The sequence below is a fragment of the Azonexus sp. IMCC34842 genome (assembly GCF_050368855.1).
Classification (GTDB): domain Bacteria; phylum Pseudomonadota; class Gammaproteobacteria; order Burkholderiales; family Rhodocyclaceae; genus Azonexus; species Azonexus denitrificans_A.
The window spans coordinates 238024-257509 of the sequence record NZ_CP178449.1 but is presented as its reverse complement, the minus strand read 5'-3'; the positions used below and the strand labels follow the sequence as shown (position 1 = coordinate 257509).

At 62.7% G+C, this 19486-nt stretch carries 19 protein-coding genes; 10 read left to right on the top strand and 9 right to left on the bottom strand.

Annotated features, from left to right (window positions below):
• Positions 1-15: 15 nt before the first annotated feature.
• The 7 genes from ACLIKD_RS01205 to ACLIKD_RS01175 all read right to left on the bottom strand — a co-directional run bounded on the left by ACLIKD_RS01205 (position 16) and on the right by ACLIKD_RS01175 (position 9279).
• Positions 16-1227, bottom strand: a complete 1212-nt coding sequence (locus ACLIKD_RS01205) for an MFS transporter (protein ID WP_428826833.1) — start codon at positions 1225-1227, stop codon at positions 16-18.
• 150 nt (positions 1228-1377) lie between these two features.
• A complete protein-coding gene (locus tag ACLIKD_RS01200) occupies positions 1378-2658 on the bottom strand; it encodes an MFS transporter (protein WP_428826832.1) in 1281 nt (426 codons plus the stop codon).
• A 74-nt stretch (positions 2659-2732) separates the two neighbouring features.
• Complete coding sequence (locus ACLIKD_RS01195) at positions 2733-3077, bottom strand: RidA family protein (RefSeq protein WP_428826831.1); 345 nt, start codon at positions 3075-3077, stop codon at positions 2733-2735.
• 256 nt (positions 3078-3333) lie between these two features.
• Positions 3334-3747 carry a hypothetical protein gene (locus ACLIKD_RS01190; protein WP_226418492.1) on the bottom strand — a complete coding sequence of 138 codons (414 nt, stop codon included), beginning with the start codon at positions 3745-3747 and terminating at the stop codon, positions 3334-3336.
• 9 nt (positions 3748-3756) lie between these two features.
• Positions 3757-4950: a hypothetical protein gene (locus tag ACLIKD_RS01185; protein ID WP_428826830.1), complete on the bottom strand. Its 1194-nt coding sequence runs from the start codon at positions 4948-4950 to the stop codon at positions 3757-3759.
• A gap of 70 nt (positions 4951-5020) precedes the next feature.
• Positions 5021-6127, bottom strand: coding sequence for an HD domain-containing phosphohydrolase (locus ACLIKD_RS01180; RefSeq protein WP_428826829.1), 1107 nt, complete (start codon positions 6125-6127; stop codon positions 5021-5023).
• Entirely contained in the window at positions 6124-9279 is a 3156-nt protein-coding gene (locus ACLIKD_RS01175; RefSeq protein WP_428826828.1) for a response regulator, read from the bottom strand. The genes ACLIKD_RS01180 and ACLIKD_RS01175 overlap by 4 nt, the downstream gene beginning before the upstream one ends.
• Before the next feature lie 202 nt (positions 9280-9481).
• Between ACLIKD_RS01175 and ACLIKD_RS01170 the strand changes: the two genes are divergently transcribed.
• The 6 genes from ACLIKD_RS01170 (at position 9482) to ACLIKD_RS01145 (ending at position 14830) form a co-directional block, all read left to right on the top strand.
• Positions 9482-10069 (top strand): hypothetical protein, encoded by a 588-nt coding sequence (locus ACLIKD_RS01170; RefSeq protein ID WP_226418488.1) that lies wholly within the window; start codon positions 9482-9484, stop codon positions 10067-10069.
• Positions 10070-10078: 9 nt separating this feature from the next.
• A complete protein-coding gene (locus tag ACLIKD_RS01165) occupies positions 10079-11227 on the top strand; it encodes an efflux RND transporter periplasmic adaptor subunit (RefSeq protein WP_428826827.1) in 1149 nt (382 codons plus the stop codon).
• A gap of 4 nt (positions 11228-11231) precedes the next feature.
• The gene (locus ACLIKD_RS01160; protein ID WP_428826826.1) at positions 11232-11930 is read left to right on the top strand and encodes an ABC transporter ATP-binding protein; all 699 of its coding nucleotides are present in this window, start codon (positions 11232-11234) and stop codon (positions 11928-11930) included.
• Positions 11917-13125 carry an ABC transporter permease gene (locus ACLIKD_RS01155; protein ID WP_428826825.1) on the top strand — a complete coding sequence of 403 codons (1209 nt, stop codon included), beginning with the start codon at positions 11917-11919 and terminating at the stop codon, positions 13123-13125. The genes ACLIKD_RS01160 and ACLIKD_RS01155 overlap by 14 nt, the downstream gene beginning before the upstream one ends.
• 2 nt (positions 13126-13127) lie before the next feature.
• Positions 13128-14327, top strand: a complete 1200-nt coding sequence (locus ACLIKD_RS01150; RefSeq protein WP_428826824.1) for an ABC transporter permease — start codon at positions 13128-13130, stop codon at positions 14325-14327.
• A gap of 83 nt (positions 14328-14410) precedes the next feature.
• Positions 14411-14830: a MaoC family dehydratase gene (locus ACLIKD_RS01145; RefSeq protein WP_226418483.1), complete on the top strand. Its 420-nt coding sequence runs from the start codon at positions 14411-14413 to the stop codon at positions 14828-14830.
• A 62-nt stretch (positions 14831-14892) separates the two neighbouring features.
• On the opposite strand, the gene ACLIKD_RS01140 is transcribed toward ACLIKD_RS01145, so the two are convergent.
• Both ACLIKD_RS01140 and ACLIKD_RS01135 read right to left on the bottom strand, forming a co-directional pair.
• Positions 14893-15714 carry a pseudouridine synthase gene (locus ACLIKD_RS01140; RefSeq protein WP_428826823.1) on the bottom strand — a complete coding sequence of 274 codons (822 nt, stop codon included), beginning with the start codon at positions 15712-15714 and terminating at the stop codon, positions 14893-14895.
• Between the two features lie 326 nt (positions 15715-16040).
• Entirely contained in the window at positions 16041-16385 is a 345-nt protein-coding gene (locus ACLIKD_RS01135; protein ID WP_226418481.1) for an FKBP-type peptidyl-prolyl cis-trans isomerase, read from the bottom strand.
• Positions 16386-16582: 197 nt separating this feature from the next.
• Between ACLIKD_RS01135 and rplU the strand changes: the two genes are divergently transcribed.
• The 4 genes from rplU to proB all read left to right on the top strand — a co-directional run bounded on the left by rplU (position 16583) and on the right by proB (position 19483).
• Positions 16583-16894: a 50S ribosomal protein L21 gene (gene rplU / locus ACLIKD_RS01130; RefSeq protein ID WP_226418480.1), complete on the top strand. Its 312-nt coding sequence runs from the start codon at positions 16583-16585 to the stop codon at positions 16892-16894.
• Between the two features lie 21 nt (positions 16895-16915).
• Positions 16916-17179, top strand: coding sequence for a 50S ribosomal protein L27 (gene rpmA, locus ACLIKD_RS01125; RefSeq protein ID WP_226418479.1), 264 nt, complete (start codon positions 16916-16918; stop codon positions 17177-17179).
• A gap of 112 nt (positions 17180-17291) precedes the next feature.
• Entirely contained in the window at positions 17292-18368 is a 1077-nt protein-coding gene (cgtA, locus tag ACLIKD_RS01120; protein WP_428826822.1) for an Obg family GTPase CgtA, read from the top strand.
• Positions 18365-19483 (top strand): glutamate 5-kinase, encoded by a 1119-nt coding sequence (gene proB, locus ACLIKD_RS01115; protein WP_428826821.1) that lies wholly within the window; start codon positions 18365-18367, stop codon positions 19481-19483. Before cgtA ends, proB begins: the two co-directional genes overlap by 4 nt.
• The last annotated feature ends 3 nt before the right edge of the window (positions 19484-19486 follow it).

Genomic DNA, 19486 nt, shown 5'->3' with positions numbered 1-19486 from the left:
ACTCCACCATCCATTCTAGGCATGCCGCCCGTGCATCACGATGCGCGCGGCGAACCACATCGCCAGCAGATTCGCCGCGACCGCGACATAACCGACCAGCGGGTAGCCGACGATCCGGCCGCCGGCATCGAGCGAGGTCAGAAAACCGGCCAGCGTCGTCGCCAGGCCCATGGCCAGCGACTGCACGGTGCCGTTCAGCGACATGAAGGTGCCGCGCAGCTTGGGTTGGGCGGCCGACGCGATGATCGCCATGGCCGGAATCATCCGCCCGGAAGTCAGCACGAAGAAGGCGGTAGTGCAGATCAGCCAGACCGACAGCGGCACCACCCCGGCATGCGTCACCGCCAGCAAGGGCAGGATGGCGAGCAGCGCCACCCAACGGTAAACCTCGACCTTGCCGTGCTTGTCGGCCCAGTGCCCGATCAGGCGTGCGCTGATGAAGGTGGCGAAGCCGCCGACCAGATAGACGACGGGAATGTCCTGCTGGGCAATGCCGACGGTATTCACCGCGTAGACGGTGATGTAGGGAATCACCGTGAAGCCCGAAAAAATGATCAGCGCCGAAAACAGCAAGGCGCCCAGATGGTTGCGATCCCCCAGCACGCTGAAGGTCGCCGACAGCAGATGGGCGCGCTTTTCCTCGCCCAGGTGATGCCGCAATTCGGGCAGGAAGCGCAGGCCGATGGCGAGGAAAACCACGCTCAGCGCGGCGATCAGCATGAACGGCGCGCGCCAGCCGAGATGATTGGCCAGCCATAGCGACAAGGGCACGCCGGCAATCGTCGACACCGAAAAGGCGCTGGAGACGATGCCACTTGCCCGCGCCCGCCGGGAAAACGGAATGGCATCGCCGATCATGGTTTGGATCAGCGCCCCCATGATGCCGCCGAATACCCCGGCCAGACCGCGCGCCAGCATCAGCATCGAATAACTCGGAGCCAGCCCGCAGGCCAGCGTCGCCAGCGCAAACAGGGTGAAGCTGATGAGCAGCAGGCGCTTGCGCTCGAACAAATCGACGAAAGTCGCCGCCAGAATCCCGGAAAGCGCCGCACTGAAACTGTAGGACGCCACCAGCAAGCCGAACTCGTGCGTCCCGATGCCAAACGCCCCCATCAGGATCGGCCCGAGCGGCATCATGATCATGAAGTCGAGAATATGGCTGAACTGGATACCGGCCAGCGTCAGCAGGAAGAAACGTTCGGCGCGGGGGGAAAGCTCAGTGGACATGGACGGGGAAAGGCTTGGCTATCGGCGGGTGCGGCCGGCAAGGATACCCGCCTCCGGCGGTGCTCGATAGCTTGGAAGTGCGACAGTCGCATCCGAGAGCTCAAGCAAACTGAAGGGGACCGCCTGACGCTTCCAGTAGCACGGCGGCGGTCATCGCCAGCCGGATGGGGTATCGGAGATCAGGCCGCCGACCGGACGGGGTTTGCGGTAGGCGAGCCGCAGCCAGGCGAGCAACTGGCCGATAACGAGCAGCCCGAAACTCAACTGGTAGGCGGTTGCGAGGCTGGCGCCACCGAGGCAGAAAGTATCGATCATGGCGCCGAGGCCCCATTGCAGACCGAAGGCGCCAAGCAGAATGAGCATGTTCAGCGCGCTGTTGGCACGCCCCGCATAGGCGGCCGGAAAGGCTTGCGAAATCAGCGTATAGGCCAGGCTGTTGAGACTGAAGCACAAGCCGAGCAGCGGCCAGATCAGCAGCCCGCCGGAACGGGGCATCAGGACCATGCCGCCGATACCGAGCAGGGCAAGCAGCATTCCGGTGCGGTACAGCATCGCCAGCTTGATGCCACGCCGGACCAGCGGCGTGGCGAATACGCCGATCAGCATCATGCCGACCAGGACGGCAACGTTCATGCCGGTCAACTGGGCGGCGGTCGCCATCTTGTCGCCATCGCTGTGAACGCTGATCCAGCGGGTGGCCCACAAGCCCTGCAAAGCGTTGAAGCCGCCGGAGAAAAAGAATGCCGCCGGCGCAATACGCCAGAATTTTGGCGCCCGAAGGATCACCCGGAATTCGCCGAATTGCCGACGCAGGTCATTCTGCCCCGCCGCTTGTGGGGCGCCCGATGGCGATTCGGGAACCGCCAGGAAGATGGCAACGGCGACCAGCAAGGTGATGCCTGCACCAAACAGGCAAACCTCCCGCCAGGCGGCAATCCCCAGCAGATACTCCAGCGGGGCGGCGGCGGCGATGGCCCCGACGCCGCCGGCCACCATGATCCAGCTGGTCAGCGAGGCCAGACGCTTTTTCGGGTAGGCCATGGCGAAGGCCTTGAGCGGCCCCATCAGGCAGGCGGAAACGCCGAGCCCGATCACCGCCCGGCCGACGGTCAGCATGGTCAGATCCTGCGCCGTGCCGTAGATAACGGCCCCGGCGGCGGCCACGACCAGCAGCGCCGATTCGACGCGGCGCGGGCCGTAGCGGTCGAGCAACACGCCGACCGGCAGCTGGGCAAGGGCGAAAGCGAGAAAATAGGCGCTGGTCAGCAGCCCGAGGGCACCGTCGCTCAGGTCGAGTTCCTGGCCGATCAATGGCGCAATGACCGCATTGGCGGTCCGATAGACATACGACAGGAAGAACCCGGCGGCAAACGGTAAAAAAAGCTGAAGCCATGGAACATCGGCCTTTTCAGCGGAATCACGTGCAGCCAAAACGACCCTTTAACTTATGCTTACCCGATGGCCGGATTATGCCTCATGGGAATCAGGGCGATGGCAAAAGTGGATCAAAGGGCGGCGGTCAAGGCCATTTCAACCTTGAATTCCGCCTTGGCCAAGCGGGCCTCGATACAGGCGCGGCTAGGCGCGCAGCCATCGGGCAACCAGGGGTCCCAGACGGCGTTCATGGCATCGTAGTCGGCCATGTCGGCGAGGTAGATGGTGACCATCAGCAAGCGCGATTTGTCGCTGCCGGCCTGGGCCAGCAGGCGTTCGACACCGGCCAGCAGGTTCTGCGTCTGCTCGGTGATATCGGCATCGAGATTCGACGGGACTTCGACCAGATAGACCGTGCCGTTGTGCACGACACTGTCGGAGTAACGGCGGGTGGTGCCGTGGCGCTGGATAGGCATGTGATTTTCCTGAAAGCAGGAAGCCCATACTTTTCGGGTATGGGCTTCGGTTACTGCGCCCCGGCACTTTCGACTGGGGCATACGACATTACGCCGTTATGGAGTACTACACGGTAATCTCAAGAAGTGCTTCCGTTGATAACTGCCATAGACTCTCCTGCAACGCAGCATCGACTGCCACTACATGTCGGGCCTGCTGCTAACCACGACACAAGTTCACCTTACCACTCTGAAAAAAAATAGCTAGGCGTTGCTCCTAGCGTTTGTAAATAATGTTGGTACCGGGCGGCACCCTTGATAAGGGCGCGTAGCCGACCGCTCCGGGCGTCGCAATGACGTAGCTGATCAGCTCGTCGACGTCGGCCAGTTCCTGCGGCGGCGCCCCCTTGCCGACGTAACGCCGAACCAGCCAGTAACCGGTGTATTGCTCTTCGTTCTGGTCGAAAATCATTTCGAGAAATTGCTGACGAACGCGATGCCCGGGCGGCAGGCTGACCGGCACGGCCGACTGCCGGTTGATCGACACGATGCGACCGGTGTACAAGCGCTGCAGGGTTGGCAGATCGGCCTTCGGAATACTCTGGTAGGCGATGACGACGACCGGATCTTCAGCCGCCGGCAGCGGGTTGCTCAACGCTATCAGCAGCAGGGCAAGCGTGCTTTTTCGCATGATGCCGGCTTAAAAAGTCAGGCTATAGGAGAGCGAAAAAACATTGAGGCGCTGGTCGGCGCTGTCGGCATCGATAAAACTGGAAACGATGCCGCTCTGGGTATGGGCCCATTCCGCCTTGATCAGGCTGCTTGGCGTCAGTCGGTACGAAGTGCCGATTGCTGCGGTCCATTGATCGTAGGGGACGACGATATCCGCCGCCAGTTTTTGCGACTTATTGATCAGGCTGGCATCGTACGGCGCGGGCAAGGGCGGCACCGTGTTTCCGTTGATCGCCTTGTATTTTTCCAGCGCGCTATCGGTCGATTTCATCTTGGCGTAATAGACATACGGCGTCCACTTGCCAACGCGCTTGGCCACCGCCAGATAAGCCCCCCAGCGGCTCAAGCCTTCGCTGAGGCTGTTGACTTCCATCCGGGCATATTCAGCCGTCACCTTGATATCGGCGGGAAGCTTGAAACTGGCGCCGATCGTTTGCACCGGGATGAGCAGTTTATCGACGCGACGGCCGCTATTCAGGTCATAGTAGCCGACCCCCGGCGCGATCGTCCGGAAAGGAATTTCGGCGTGAGTCGGTTCGCCACCCCGCGTCGCCTCGACCTCATGCACCCCGATCCGGAAGGTGTTGTCGATATCGCGCGTCGTCAGCACCAGGCCGCTGCTCTTGATATCGACCGGCAAAAACCAGCTACCGGGCGAGACGGTGACGTCATGTATCTCCCGTCCGTAGTAACGCCAGTGCGTCTTCGCTTCGCCGGTGTAGGCCTCGAGCGTCCAGTCGAAACGGTCGGCGAGCCATGTCTTGCTGATACTCAAGCCGAACACGTCGGTGGTCGGGGCAATCGAATAGACCTCCATCGGCAGGCGGGCAAGATCGAAGGTGGCGCCGACATCGGTATTCTCGGTATTCAACATCAACGGCAGGCGCAGCTTGCCGACCCGGATCAACCAGTCGTCAACCGGCCGCCACGAGATGAAGGCCCATGACAGCGTGGCATCCCAGCGCGAATCGCTCTTCACCGAAGGGGCGAGCTTGCCTTGCAAGGTGGCGCCCCATTGCTGGTTGAACTTGAGATCGAGTTGCGCGCCGAAGATGCTGTCCCGGTTGAAGCTGCCCTGGTCATCGATGAAGCGCAGATATTTGTACGGCTGATCCGATTGGGCATAGCCAAGCGTCGCGAAGCCAGACCAAGTCAGGTCCACGGCGCTGGCCGTTAGCGGAAGAAGGAGTGCCAGAGGCAACAAATACTTGAATCTCATATTGTTCCGGATTTTAAACCCTGTAGTCGACCGTATCGTCGGCAAGTAAGGTCGCTACCCTTAAAAACTCGTCTTCCAGGGCGAGAAATGCATCGATCAGCGCCGGGTCGAACTGCTTGCCGCGCTGCTCGACGAGCAGACGCACCGCCTCTTCATGACTGAAAGGCTCCTTGTAGGGACGCCGGGAGCGCAGCGCATCATAGACGTCGGCCACCGCCATCAGCCTAGCCGCCAGCGGGATGCCCTCCCCTTGCAGCTGGTCAGGATAGCCGGTGCCGTCCCAGCGTTCATGATGATTACGGGCGATCTGGCTGGCGAAGTGGAGCAGCAGATTGTCCTCGCCCATTTCGTGCCGCGTCCGGGCCAACATGCTTTCGCCCTTGATGGCATGGGTCTTCATGATTTCGAACTCTTCCGGCGTGTGTCTGCCCGGCTTGAGCAGAATGTGATCGGGAATGGCGATCTTGCCAATGTCGTGCAGCGGTGCGGCCTTGGCGATCTGGTCGATCTGCTCCGGCGTCAGGAAGGCGCGATCCCGCTCCTGCTTGCTGAGAAATTCGGCCAACAGCCGGACATAGGTCTGGGTGCGCCGGATATGGTTGCCGGTACACTCGTCGCGAAACTCGGCCAGCGACACCATGACCCGGATCGAGGCTTCCTGCAGATGCAGCACTTCGCTGACCTGACGCTTGACCTCGGCCTGCAGCCAGGCGCTCTGGTCTTCCAGGAAGGTTTGCCAGCCCTTGATCTGCAAATGGGTGCGCACCCGAGCCAGGACGATCGACGGGGCAATCGGCTTGTGGATGAAGTCGACTGCGCCGAGCTCGAAACCCAGTTCCTCATCCGCGGCATCGGTCTTCGCGGTGAGAAAGATGACCGGTATCCCGTCCGTTGCCGGGTTGGCCTTCAGGCGCCGGCAGACCTCATAGCCATCCATCTCCGGCATCATGATGTCGAGCAGGATCAAGTCCGGCAGTTTGCTGGTCGCCAACTCCAGCCCGCGCTCGCCGCTGTTGGCGAGTTTGACGCGGTACTGGGTGCGCAGCAGATTGTTGAGTAGGCTCAGGTTGGCCGGCGTGTCGTCGATGACCAGCACGGTCGGTCGGCTATCGGGGTTCATTGGGTCTCCTCACGTGGCACGGTGTTCGCCAGGGCGGCCAGCGCCTCGTCGATATTCCACTGATTGATGGCACGCTCGATCGCCGCCAGTTGCAGCGGGGAGTACAGGACAGCAAGGCGGGCTTTGTTGCTGCGCCACAACTCTTCGGCTTCGCCGTCGCCTTCGCTGAGGTGGCGGCGCAAGCGATCGAGCAAGCCATTGAGGTTGGCTGAAATGGCGGGCGGCGCAGCCTCGCTGTCGGCTCCCGGCAATTGATCGAGCTTGTCGAGCAGCGGCCGCAACAGCCCGTCGACCGTATCAATTTCGCCCGACGGGTCGGCCGGGCCGGCCTTGATCGCGTTTTCAAGGGCGACCACGGCCTGCTGCAGGGATGTCATGGCAAAGGTTCCGGCCAGTCCCTTGAAAGAATGAATTCGTCGTTGCGCGGTTTCGTGATCGCCAGTTGCGATGGCTTCCTTTAACTCGCCGACAAACCGCCGGCCGTCCGCGGCAAACTGCTTCAGCGATCGCGCCACGAAGGGAATTCGCCCACTGAAGCGGCGCAGCAACAACGTCGAATCGATCTCCGGCAAGGCATTCAGCGCGTCGATGAAAGGCTGCTCTCGAGCATTGTCGGGGACTTCCTTGGCTGGTACCGGCTCGGCCTGCCGCAAATAGGGGCGAAGCGCCTCGACCAGGACTTCCGGCTCGAAAGGCTTGACGATGTAAGCGTTCATGCCGGACGTCGCCAGCCGTTGCTGGTCGCCGCCCAGCGCATGCGCCGTCATCGCGAGGATTGGCAGATCGCGGAGGCGGAGATCGGCGCGGATTCGCCGTGTCGCCTCGCGTCCGTCCAGCACCGGCATTTCGAGGTCCATCAGAACGGCCGCGTAATAATCGGGCGGCAGCGCGAACAACCGGTCGAGCGCGAGTTGTCCATTGACCGCGATATCGACCCTTGCCCCCCAGCCGCGGAGAATTTCGCTGGCCACCTGCCGATTGATTTCGTCATCCTCGACGAGCAGCAACTGCATCCCGGCCAGCCGCCCGGAACGCAGCACTTTGCGCTCGGCAACCGGCGGGTTTTCGAGAGTCACCGCATCACCACAGATGCGCCGCAAGACATTCGGCAGCAACGGCTTCTGGACATACTCGCTAACCCCCGGCTGACTGACTTCGGCACGTAACAGCGCGGCATCCGCCGCCGAGACGACAATGGTTTTTCTCGGCAAGGCGATTCCCTGCGCCAGCAGTCCGTTGACCACCCCGCCACCGGATATGCCCGGCATCAACCAGTCGAGCAATAGCACATCGTAAGGCTGGCCCGTCGCGCTGGCCGAGGCCAGCCGAGCCAGGGCATCCTCGCCGCTGGAAGAGCGATCCACCTGCAGACACCCCAGCGCGACCAGCATTTCGGCCATGCTGTCGCGCGCCGCCGGGTAGTCATCGACCACCATGGCCCGCCGGCAGATCGGAGCGGCCTCTCGATCGGGCGCCGCCACGTCGGTGGCGAGCGGCAGGCGAACGGAAAAATGGAACACACTGCCACGGTCGACCACGCTTTCAGCAGCAATTTCGCCACCCATCGCCTCGGCCAGATGTTTGGATATGCTCAGCCCGAGACCGGTGCCACCATATTTCCGGGTCGTCGAACCATCGGCCTGGGTAAACTCCTGGAACAGACGGCTCACCTGCTCGGTCGTCATGCCGATACCGGTGTCTTCGATATTGAAAACCAGGGTCGAGATCCCGGCCTCGCGACTCCGCTCGCTGACCGTCAGCCGAACATGGCCGGCCTCGGTGAATTTGACGGCGTTGGTCAGCAGATTGATCAAGATCTGCCCCAGGCGCAACGGGTCGCCGATCAGAGCCGGAAAATTCGAGGCCAGTCGGTAATCGAGGATCAGCTCGATATGTTTCCCTTCGGCCCGGTGCTGCACCATGAACAGGGCGTTCTGGACGACCGACTCGACCTCGAACCTGGTCGCCTCGAGCGCCACCTTGCCGGCCTCGATTTTCGAGAAATCGAGAATGTCGTTGAGGATGCCCAGCAGCGAACGCGCCGCCGCATGGATTTTGGCGACGTACTCGTGCTCGCGCGGCGGCAGTCCGGATTTCATGGCGAGATAAGCCATCCCGAGAATGGCATTCATCGGCGTCCGGATCTCATGACTCATGTTGGCCAGAAAGATCGATTTGGCCTCGGTCGCTACTTCGGCTTTCGCCCGGGCTTCAAGCAATGCCTGCTGCGCGTTCTCGCGCTGCCGGATATCGATCTCGATGGCCGCCGCCATGCCGTCCAGCGTCGTCGCCAGCGCCTGCACTTCATCGACGCCATGCACATCGCCGACTCGCGCGCCGAAAGATTTCCCGGCCAGGGCCGTGGCCGTTCGATGCAGCAAGGTCAGGGGATCGAGCAAGTGCCGTTGCAGGTAACGGTAACAAAGGAGAAGCACCAGGCCGGTGCCGATCAGCAGGAAAATCGCCAAAATGATCCAATTTTGCAGCGCCTCCGAGGCGTGCTGCAGATTGCTCGCCGTCCGCTGATCGACCAGCCCGCTCAGTTCCTCGACGGCAAGCGCCAGTTCGGCGCGCAGCTTGAGATAGGGCGGCTGATGCAGCAAGGCCCCGGCAAACTCGCGTTGCGGCTTGGCTTCCGAAACGAATTCCTGCGCCTCCGGATCGTAGAGCCCCTGGGTCGCGGCAAATGCCACCTGCTCGACCTGCTTCATCTGCTCGGTTATCTGGTGGATCCGCTGCACCACCGCCTGCTCGCCGACATCGAAGCCGAGCTCGGCGGTCCGCTCGACCAGCGGCCGAACCTGACCGGCAGTCGGCGAGAGGTGTATTTTCGTACCGGCAATCACCTGCTCCCAATAGGCGGCCGAAAAATTTTCGGGTCGCGGCTTGGCCCCTTCGCGGATGGCGAGAATATCGTAGTAATAGATCAGGAAGCGCGGGTTGGCCGTGCTGATGTAGGAACTGACCAGCCGGCCGAGCAGATCGACCTCGTGCCGCACCTCGTCCATCAGGGCCATCGAGCTTTGCCGATGCCGGGTCGCCGCGCTCGCCTCGTTGAAACCGGACAGCGCGCCGAACGTCACCCCGCCGATCAGCACCAGCATGCCGGTCAGCGACAACGAAACGGCGAGAAAAGCCCGACGCAGATTCACACGGCCCCTTTGTCGGCCCAAGCGAATGGGCCAGACCCCACTGCAGAAATCAATTTGTCTCCTACCGATTCGGTGTTTTATGTGAATTGAATCATATGCCAAATCACTCGCCGGCAACCGCCGAATTTATCTTTGCCGGCCTTGTTGGTCTATGCCCGGCTATCGTTCAGAATAGCGCAATGCCCCATTACCCATTCGGCCCATGGATAACCTGATCAAGGACACCGCAACCCTTGAGCTTTTCTGCTGGCTCGAGCCGGGAAGCGACTTGCCCGGCTGGGACATTCTCAAGGGCAGCCCGTTCGGCGCCACCTTGTCGTCGCCGGAAGGCGGCGGGCCGACGGCCGGCGACCAGCTGGTTTCGGTGCAGAATTACTTCGCCGAATATCACCTGGAATATTTCCGTCAGCGCCGCTACAACCATTTCCCGAGCCGCCTGCACGCCTTGTTGTTGTTCGCCACGCGAACCGATGCGATGACCTTCCGGAGCAAGCATCCGCAACGCGTATTCGGCAAGAATCTCTCCTGCGCCACGACCACCGGCGCCTATCTGTGCTCCTTCCACGACGCCAGCTGGCTGGATTACCTGCGCCTGCCGCACAGCCTGTCGCTCAGCGCTCTCGATGAAGTAGCCGAACACTACTGGTCGGGGCGCACCGTCGAAGAAATCGGCCTGACTTTCATGAATGAGCCCTGGCCGGAACCGCCGGTCATCGAGGCGCTCTACCAGGGAGCGCTCGAACCGGACCGGGCGCATGCCCAATCCGGCTGGCTCCCCGGCTTTCGTTAGGAATCCCGCATGCGCCGTATCCTGATCGTCGTCACCATCGTCGCCCTGCTCGGCCTGGGGCTGTTCTGGTTCAACCGCCCCAAGCCGATTCCGGTCGTCCTCAAGGAAGTGACCGAAGGCAAGGTCGAAGCGACGCTGGCCAACACCCGGGCCGGCACCGTCGAGGCCTGCCAGCGCACCAAGCTGTCGACCATCGTCGGCGGCCGGATCGAGTTCCTCGGCGTCAAGGAAGGCGATAAGGTCAAGAAGGGGCAGTTACTGCTCAAGTTGTGGAATGACGACCAGCAGGCCCAGGCTGCGCTGAGCCAGACACAGATCGTGCTGGCCGACAAACGCGCTGAGGAAGCCTGCATCGCCGCGGCAAATGCCGAAAAGGAAGCTACTAGACAGAGCGAGCTGCGCCAAAAGGGTTTCGTCTCACCCAGCCGTGAAGAAGCCGCCCGAACCGATGCCGAAGTCCGCCGAGCCAGCTGCAATACGGCCAAGGCCGACATCGCCCAGGCTCAGGCCCGGTTCAAGGCGACCCGCGTCGAACAGGGGCGCGTCGCACTGTACGCCCCGTTCGACGGCACCGTGGCCAAGATCGTCGGCGAGCTGGGCGAGTATTCGACGCCCTCGCCGCCCGGCGTGCCGACGCCGCCGGCCATCGACCTGATCGACGACTCCTGCCTCTATGTCAAGGCACCGATGGACGAGGTCGATGCCCCGAAAATCAAGCCCGGCCAGCCGGTCCGCATCACCCTCGATGCCCTGCCCGGGCAAACGCTGCCGGGCAAGGTCCGGCGCGTCGCCCCGTATGTTTCGGCGGTTGAAAAGCAGGCGCGGACCGTTGATATCGAAGTCGACTTCGACCAGCCCGAGGCCGCCACCGCCTTGCTGGTCGGTTACAGCACCGACGTCGAGATCATCCTCAGCGGTCGCGACAAGGTGCTGCGCATTCCGACCGCCGCCATCCAGGAAGGCGGCCGGGTGCTGCTGTTCAACGCTGAAAGCGGCAAACTGGAAGAGCGGCAGGTCAAAACCGGCCTGACCAACTGGGAGTACAGCGAAGTGCTGGAAGGCCTGAAGGCTGGCGACCGCATCGTCACCTCGCTCGAAAAGGAAGGCGTCAAGGCCGGCGCGACGGTTACGCCGGACGACAAAGCCAAGGCCAGGTGAGCGCATGGCGCTGATCGAACTGAGCGGCATCGAGCGCGTGTTCCAGCTCGGCGATTCAACGGTGCACGCGCTGAACGCGCTGAACTTATCGATTGCCGCCGGCGAATATGTCGCCGTGATGGGCCCTTCCGGCTCCGGCAAATCGACCCTGCTCAATCTGCTCGGCCTGCTCGACCGGCCCAATGCCGGTACTTATCAACTGGAAGGCCGCGACGTCACGACGCTGTCGCCCGATGAGCAGGCACACGTGCGCAGCGAGCGCATCGGCTTCGTCTTTCAGAGTTTTCATCTGGTACCGCGCCTGAGTGCCGCCGAGAACATCGCCCTGCCGATGATGCTGGCCGGCATCCCGGTCAAGGAGCGGCGCGACCGCGTGGCCCGCGCCTTGGCCAGCTTCGCTCTGGAAAACCGCGCCGACCACCGGCCCGACCAACTGTCCGGCGGCCAGCGCCAACGCGTCGCCATTGCCCGCGCCACCATCATGCAGCCGGCGCTGATCCTGGCTGATGAGCCGACCGGCAACCTCGACCGCCACACCGGCGACGAAGTGGTCAACCTGCTCGAAGCGCTCAACGCCAGCGGCGTCACGTTGGTCGTCGTCACCCACGACCAGGCCATGGGCGCCCGCGCCCGGCGCCAGCTGGTGATGGAAGACGGCCGGCTGCGGCACGACAGCGGGGCCACTGCCGATGCGCCTGGCTGACACCCTGCGTTTCGCCCGCGATGCGGCGGCCGGCTACCCGATGCGCACGACGCTCTCGGTGCTGGCCATGTCGATCGGCGTCGCCGCCGTTGTCATCCTCACAGCGCTGGGCGATGGCGCCCGGCGTTACGTCGTCGGCCAGTTCTCGTCGATCGGCACCAATCTCGTCATTGTACTGCCCGGCCGTTCCGGCACCGGCGGCTTCAACCCGGCCAACGCCATCACCACGACACCGCGCGACCTGACCATCGACGATGCCGGCGCCTTGCGCCGCGCCCCGGCGGTCAGCCGCGTCGCACCGCTCACCGTCGGCACCTCGGAAATCAGTTTTGGCGGCCGCCTGCGCGAAATCATGGTGGCCGGGGCGACCAGCGAATTCATTCCGATCCGCAATTTCGAGCTGGCCCAGGGTAGCGGGCTGCCCGATGAGGACTGGAATCGCGGCTCGCCGGTCGCCGTCATCGGCGCGAAGATTCGCGAAGAACTGTTCGGCAACGAGCCCGCCGTCGGCAAGCTGATCCGCGTCGGCGACCGCCGGCTGCGCGTCGTCGGCGTCCTCAAGTCGGTCGGCCAGGGACTTGGCATGGATACCGACGAACTGGTCATCGTGCCGGTTTCGCTGGCCCAGGCCATGTTCAATTCCAACACGCTGTTCCGCATCCTGGTCGAAGCGAGGAGCCGCGAGGCGATTCCGGACGCCAAGGAGCAGGCGATGGAAATCCTCAAGCAGCGCCATCGCGGCGAGGAAGACGTCACGGTGATCACCCAGGATGCCATCCTCGCCACCTTCGACAAGCTGCTCGGCGCGCTGACCATGGGCGTCGCCGGCATTGCCGCGATCAGCTTGGCGGTGGCCGGCATCCTGGTGATGAACGTGATGCTCGTCGCTGTCACCCAGCGCACCGGCGAAATCGGCCTGCTCAAGGCCCTCGGCGCCACGGCGCGGACCATCCGCCTGGCCTTTCTGGCCGAGGCGGCGATGCTGTCCACGGTCGGTGCTGTCGTCGGCTACCTGCTCGGCCAACTCGGCGCCTTTGCCCTGCGCCAGGCCTTTCCGGTGTTTCCGGCCTACCCGCCCGACTGGGCGGTAATCGCCGGACTGTCCACGGCGCTGCTGACCGGCCTGCTGTTCGGCGTCATGCCGGCCCGCCGGGCTGCCCGGCTCGATCCGGTACAAGCCCTGATGAAGCATTAGCCATGCTCCTCGCCGACTCGCTCCAGCTCGCCCTGCGCGCCATCACCGCCCAGCGCCTGCGCAGCTTCCTGACGCTGCTCGGCATTGCCGTCGGCATCGCCGCGGTGATCCTGCTCACCTCGATCGGCGAAGGCATCCATCGCTTCGTCCTCGGTGAATTCTCGCAATTCGGCACCAACGTCATCGGCATCCATCCCGGCAAAACCAAGACGGGCGGTACCGCACACGGCCTGCCGTCGAGCGCCCGGCCGCTGTCGCTGGAAGATGCCGCATCACTGCACCGCCTGCCGCATATCCTCGCCGTCACCCCCAACGTGCGCGGCAACGCCGAAGTCGAAGGCAACGGCCGGACGCGGCGGACGTTGATCTACGGCGTCAATGCCAATTTGCCGAAAATATTCCGTTCGACACTGCAAAGCGGCCAGTTCCTGCCGGCCGACGATGAAGGCAGCGCCCGCGCCTTTGTCGTGCTCGGCAGCAAGGTCAAGAACGAGCTGTTCGGCAGCGACAACCCGCTTGGCCAGCGCCTGCGCATCGGCGGCCTGCATTTCCGGGTGATCGGCGTGATGGCGGCCAAAGGCCAGTTCCTCGGCATCGACCTCGACGACACCGTCTTCATTCCGGCCGCCCGCGCCCAGGAGTTGTTCAATCGCGAGGGCGTCGACGAGATCAACGTCGCTGCCGAAGAAGGCGTGCCTTCGGCCATTGTCGCCCGCGCCATCAAGGAACGCCTGATCGCCCGCCACGGCCGCGAGGATTTCACCATCGTCACCCAGGAAGAGATGCTGAAAACGCTGTCCAACATCCTCAACGTACTGACCATGGCGGTTGGCGCGCTCGGCGGCATTTCACTGCTCGTCGGCGGCGTCGGCATCGTCACCATCATGACCATTGCGGTGACCGAACGGACCGGCGAAATCGGCCTGCTGGTCGCCCTCGGCGCCCCCCGGCGGACCATCCTGCTGCTCTTTCTCGGCGAGGCGGTGGCCCTCTCGGCGCTCGGCGGACTGCTCGGCCTGCTGCTCGGCATCGGCCTCGCCCAGCTGATCCATTTCGCACTGCCCACCCTGCCGGTGCACACGCCGCTCAGTTTCGTCCTGCTCGCCGAGAGCGTCGCCATTGCCATCGGTCTCGCCGCCGGCGTTTTACCGGCGCGCAATGCGGCCCGCCTCAACCCGGTGGAAGCCCTGCGCACCGAATAAACCGCGCCGAATCGCGGCAGGAAAATGCCCGTCTGGCATGCTAAAGTTCAAATAACAAATTTCATAACCCTGAGAAAATAGCCATGACCTATTACATCGAAGACCTGCAGCCTGGCATGAGTGCGACCATTGGCAAGACCATCACCGATGCCGATATCGTTCTGTTCGCTGGCGTCTCAACCGATACCAACGCCGTTCATCTCGATGAAGAGTTCGGCAAGACCACGCCGTTCGGTGGCCGCATCGCCCACGGCATGCTCTCGGCCAGCTTTATCTCGGCCGTCCTCGGTGCCCACCTGCCCGGCCCCGGCACCATCTATCTGGCGCAGACCCTGAAATTCAAGGCCCCGGTCCGCCCCGGCGACACCGTGAAGACCACGGTCACCGTCAAGGAAGTCATCGCCGCCAAGAAGCGCGTCATCCTCGAAACGACCTGCAAGGTCGGCGAAACCGTCGTCATCGAAGGCGAAGCGACCGTGATGATCGGCAACAAGCCGGCCTGATCGCACACTGCGCGCGAAAAAAAGCCCGGTTCAGCGACCGGGCTTTTTGTTGCCAGCAGCAATCAGAACGACTCGTCGGGCCGTAAAAACCGCCACTGCCCGAGTTGCAGATCGCCCAGTTTGACCCGGCCGATGCGTACCCGCTTGAGGCCGATGACCCGCAGCCCGACCAGTTCGCACATCCGGCGAATCTGGCGCTTCTTCCCTTCCTTCAGGATGAAGTGCAACTGGTCCTCGTTCAACTGCTTGACCCAGGCCGGCTTGAGCGGCTTGCCATCGAGTTCCAGGCCATGCTGCAAGAGTTTCAGGCCACCGGGAATCATCTCGCCACTGACCCGGACGAGGTATTCCTTTTCCACCAGACTGTCTTCGCCAATCAGCTTCTTGGCGATCCGGCCATCCTGGGTGAACACCAGCAGGCCGGTCGAATCGATGTCGAGCCGCCCGGCCGGGGCCAGACCGCGCAACATCCACGGCTTGAACTCCGGATCGCCCGACTGGCGAACCCAGCTTTCGGCTGAAATCAGCGTCACCGCCGGCTTGCAGTCGGCTTCCGGCTGGCCGGAAACATAACCGATCGGCTTGTTGAGCAGGATGGTGACCTGCTTGGCCTGATCCAGCTTGGCTTCCTTGGATATGGAGATTTCGGCATTGGGATCGATACGCGAACCCAGTTCGGAAATCTGCTCGCCGTTGACGAAGACCCAGCCGCGCTCGATCCATAGATCCGCCTCGCGCCGCGAACACATCGCCCGTTCGGACATCACCTTGGACAACCGGACACCTTCCGGCACATCAGCCGGGTCGCGCGGCGGTCGCGGGAGTACCGGCGCACGGTCAGCGCGGGCCAGCGGACGCGCATCGCGTGCTTTCCCTCCCCGCATCTGATCGCGCGGACGAGGCGGCGTAGTTGCCGCAGACGGCTTCTTGAACGGCTTTCTTTCAACCGCTCGGGTTGGCGCAACCGATTTAATCGGACTCAAAGTCCCCGTCGGACGCTCGCGCACCACGGGCACCGGCGGCACTTCTGCCTTGCTTTCAACCTTGCCGACGTCCCGCTCGGTTTCCTCTCGAGGAGCCGGGGCCGGACGCGGCTTTCGTGCCGGCGCGGGGGCCGACGCACCCTCCGGTTGCCGCCACTTGGCCCACGGGTCGCCACCGGCCGCATCGCTCGGCGGCCGTTTGGGTTTACGCTCGTTGCCGAAATCGCTCATTGGATACCGAGCAATTCAACCTCGAAGACCAGCGTCGCATTCGGCGGAATCACGCCGCCCGCGCCGCGGGCGCCATAGCCGAGTTCGGGCGGAATGGTCAGCTTGCGCGTGCCGCCGATCTTCATGCCCTGGACGCCTTCATCCCAACCGGAAATCACATGGCGCTGGCCGAGCGGAAAATCGAAAGGATCGTTGCGGTCCTTGCTCGAATCGAACTTGCTGCCGTTGGTCAGCCAACCGGTGTAATGGACGACGACGTGGTCGCCGGCCTTGGCCTCGGCGCCTTCGCCGATAACGGAATCTTCGTAGATCAGGCCGGAGGCCGTGGTAATTTCAGCCATGTATAGCTCCAGATTTGCGGAGTCGTAGCGACTCTCGAATCCCTCCTCGGCCGCTGGGAGAAGGACCGGGGAAGAGAGGTGGTGGAAAGGCCGAAAGTTTACCACAAGCGCACCACAAGGCTTTGACTTCGTGGCAGTTTTCCGTATAATGCGCGGTTCTTTGTAGCACCCTTTGTATTATTTTCGGAGTCCAACCCATGTATGCGGTCATAAAAACCGGCGGTAAGCAGTATCGCGTTACCAATGGTCTAAAACTTAAAGTAGAACAGATACCGGCAGACGTTGGCGCAGAAGTTACCCTTGACCAGATCCTCATGGTAGGCGAAGGCGAGTCGGTACAGATCGGCGCCCCCTTCCTTGCTGGCGCCACCGTTAAAGCCACCGTGGTTTCCCACGGCCGCCACGACAAGGTCAAGATCTTCAAGATGCGTCGTCGTAAGCATTACCAAAAGCATCAAGGCCATCGTCAGAACTACACCGAACTGCGCATCGATTCGATCGCCGCCTAAGTTCAGACAAGGAGCTAATAAATGGCACACAAGAAAGCAGGCGGTAGTTCACGTAACGGCCGCGACTCACATGCCCAACGACTCGGCGTCAAACGCTACGGTGGTCAATTCGTTCTCGCCGGCAACATCATCGTTCGCCAGCGCGGTACTGAATTCCACCCGGGCGAAAACGTCGGCTGCGGCAAGGATCACACCCTGTTCGCACTGAAGGACGGCGTCATTCAGTTCTCCATCAAGGGCTTGAAAAAGCGCCGCGTGGTGACCATCGTTCCGGCCGCCGAATAAATTCGGCACGGCGGAAACAAAAGCCCTATCCGCCGGATAGGGCTTTTTAATTTATGTCGCCGGATTTTCCGGTGATGGCAACGTGGCCCTGGGCCGGATGTAGAGGCGGAACATGAAATTTATCGACGAAGCAAAAATCTACGTCAAGGCCGGCGACGGTGGTAACGGCGCGGCCACGTTCCGCCGCGAAAAATACATCCCGATGGGCGGCCCGAATGGCGGCGACGGCGGACGCGGCGGCAGCATTTACGTTGTCGGCGACCGCAATATCAATACCCTGGTCGACTATCGCTACACCCGCAAGTTCATCGGCAAGCGCGGCGAGAACGGTGGCGGCGCCGACCAATACGGCGCCGGCGGCGACGACATCATTCTGCGCATGCCGGTTGGCACGGTGATCAAAGATTTGAACACCGAGGAAATCCTCGCTGACCTCGACCAGCATGATAAAAAGGTCCTGCTGGCCAAAGGCGGCAAGGGCGGCCTCGGCAACATCCACTTCAAATCCAGCACCAATCGCGCCCCGCGTCAGTGCACCAAGGGCGAACAGGGCGAAGAGCACGAGCTCACGCTCGAACTGCGCGTCCTCGCCGACGTCGGCCTGCTCGGCCTGCCCAACGCCGGCAAGAGCACGCTGATCCGCGCCATCTCGGCGGCCCGCCCGAAGGTTGCCGACTACCCTTTCACGACGCTGCACCCGAATCTCGGCGTGGTTCGCGTGGACTCCGATAAGAGTTTCGTGATGGCCGACGTACCGGGCCTGATCGAAGGCGCCGCCGATGGCGCCGGCCTCGGCATCCGCTTTCTGAAGCACTTGCAACGCACGCGCATCCTGCTGCACCTGGTGGACATTGCGCCGATCGACCCGGACTCCGACCCGGTCCGCGACGCCAAGGCGATCGTCGGCGAACTGATCAAGCACGACCCGGAACTGGCCAACAAGCCGCGCTGGCTGGTCCTCAACAAGCTCGACCTGATTCCCGAGGAAGACCGCGAAGCAGCGGTGAAAAACTTCCTCAAGGCCTACAAGAAAGCCACCAAGTACGACGGCCCCTACTTCCCGATTGCCGCCATCAGCGGCGAAGGCACCAAGCCGCTGATCTATGCGATCCAGGAAACCCTGGAACAGATGGCTCGCCCGGAAGTCGATGACGACGAACCCGAAATAGCTAGCAACGAAGACGCATGAACAAAACCCGCCTCGCCAACGCCAAACGCCTCGTCGTCAAAGTCGGCTCGGCGCTGGTTACCAACAACGGAGCCGGACTCGACCTCGCCGCCATTGACGACTGGGCACGCCAAATCAGCGTTCTCCAGCAACAGGACAAAGAAGTCGTGCTGGTTTCGTCCGGCGCCATCGCCTGCGGCATGCAGCGCCTCGGCTGGGCAAAACGCCCGAAATCGGTCCATGAATTGCAGGCCGCTGCTGCCGTCGGCCAGATGGGACTGGTCCAGGTCTACGAAGGCGCCTTTGCCAAATATGGCCTGCAAACCGCGCAAATCCTGCTGACCCACGACGACCTGGCCGACCGCAAGCGCTATCTTAACGCCCGCTCGACGCTGATCACGCTACTTCGACTGGGCGTGGTGCCGATCATCAACGAGAACGACACTGTCGTCACCGACGAAATAAAGTTCGGCGACAACGACACACTGGGCGCCCTGGTGGCCAACCTGATCGAAGCCGAAGCCCTGATCATCCTGACCGACCAGACCGGCCTGTACACCGCCGACCCGCGCAAGGACCCCAATGCGACGCTGATCCGCGAAGCCACGGCCGGCGACGAGTCACTGGAGGCAATGGCTGGCGGCGCCGGCACCTCGATCGGCAAGGGCGGCATGATCACCAAAGTGATCGCCGCCAAACGCGCCGCCCGTAGCGGAGCACACACGGTCATCGCCAACGGTCACGAGACAGACCCGATCATCCGGCTAGCCAACGGCGAATCGGTCGGCACCCTACTCATCTCGCAAACCCAGGCACTCGCCGCACGCAAACAATGGCTGGCTGACCATCTGCAACTCGCCGGCAAGCTGATGCTTGATGAAGGCGCAGTGGAAGCGCTCAAAGCCGGAAAAAGCCTGCTGCCTGTCGGCGTAATCGCCAGCGAAGGCGAATTTGAACGGGGTGCCGCAGTCGCCTGCATCAGCCCCCAGGGGCTGGAAGTGGCGCGCGGCCTGAGCAACTACGGCAGTGGCGAAACCCGCCTGATCGCCCGCAAATCAACCGCCGAAATTGAAGAACTGCTTGGCTACGTAGACGAACCGGAAATCATTCACCGGGACAACCTGATCCTGATTTAACCA

What these genes read in the sequence shown, in the direction of transcription:
- ACLIKD_RS01205 (WP_428826833.1), bottom strand. Translation starts at nt 1,227, where the DNA reads ATGTCCACTGAGCTTTCCCCCCGCGCCGAACGTTTCTTCCTGCTGACG.
- rpmA (WP_226418479.1), top strand. Translation starts at nt 16,916, where the DNA reads ATGGCACACAAGAAAGCAGGCGGTAGTTCACGTAACGGCCGCGACTCA.
- ACLIKD_RS01135 (WP_226418481.1), bottom strand. Translation starts at nt 16,385, where the DNA reads ATGGCTGAAATTACCACGGCCTCCGGCCTGATCTACGAAGATTCCGTT.
- rplU (WP_226418480.1), top strand. Translation starts at nt 16,583, where the DNA reads ATGTATGCGGTCATAAAAACCGGCGGTAAGCAGTATCGCGTTACCAAT.
- ACLIKD_RS01140 (WP_428826823.1), bottom strand. Translation starts at nt 15,714, where the DNA reads ATGCGGGGAGGGAAAGCACGCGATGCGCGTCCGCTGGCCCGCGCTGAC.
- cgtA (WP_428826822.1), top strand. Translation starts at nt 17,292, where the DNA reads ATGAAATTTATCGACGAAGCAAAAATCTACGTCAAGGCCGGCGACGGT.
- ACLIKD_RS01145 (WP_226418483.1), top strand. Translation starts at nt 14,411, where the DNA reads ATGACCTATTACATCGAAGACCTGCAGCCTGGCATGAGTGCGACCATT.
- ACLIKD_RS01160 (WP_428826826.1), top strand. Translation starts at nt 11,232, where the DNA reads ATGGCGCTGATCGAACTGAGCGGCATCGAGCGCGTGTTCCAGCTCGGC.
- ACLIKD_RS01180 (WP_428826829.1), bottom strand. Translation starts at nt 6,127, where the DNA reads ATGAACCCCGATAGCCGACCGACCGTGCTGGTCATCGACGACACGCCG.
- ACLIKD_RS01165 (WP_428826827.1), top strand. Translation starts at nt 10,079, where the DNA reads ATGCGCCGTATCCTGATCGTCGTCACCATCGTCGCCCTGCTCGGCCTG.
- proB (WP_428826821.1), top strand. Translation starts at nt 18,365, where the DNA reads ATGAACAAAACCCGCCTCGCCAACGCCAAACGCCTCGTCGTCAAAGTC.
- ACLIKD_RS01150 (WP_428826824.1), top strand. Translation starts at nt 13,128, where the DNA reads ATGCTCCTCGCCGACTCGCTCCAGCTCGCCCTGCGCGCCATCACCGCC.
- ACLIKD_RS01195 (WP_428826831.1), bottom strand. Translation starts at nt 3,077, where the DNA reads ATGCCTATCCAGCGCCACGGCACCACCCGCCGTTACTCCGACAGTGTC.
- ACLIKD_RS01155 (WP_428826825.1), top strand. Translation starts at nt 11,917, where the DNA reads ATGCGCCTGGCTGACACCCTGCGTTTCGCCCGCGATGCGGCGGCCGGC.
- ACLIKD_RS01190 (WP_226418492.1), bottom strand. Translation starts at nt 3,747, where the DNA reads ATGCGAAAAAGCACGCTTGCCCTGCTGCTGATAGCGTTGAGCAACCCG.
- ACLIKD_RS01170 (WP_226418488.1), top strand. Translation starts at nt 9,482, where the DNA reads ATGGATAACCTGATCAAGGACACCGCAACCCTTGAGCTTTTCTGCTGG.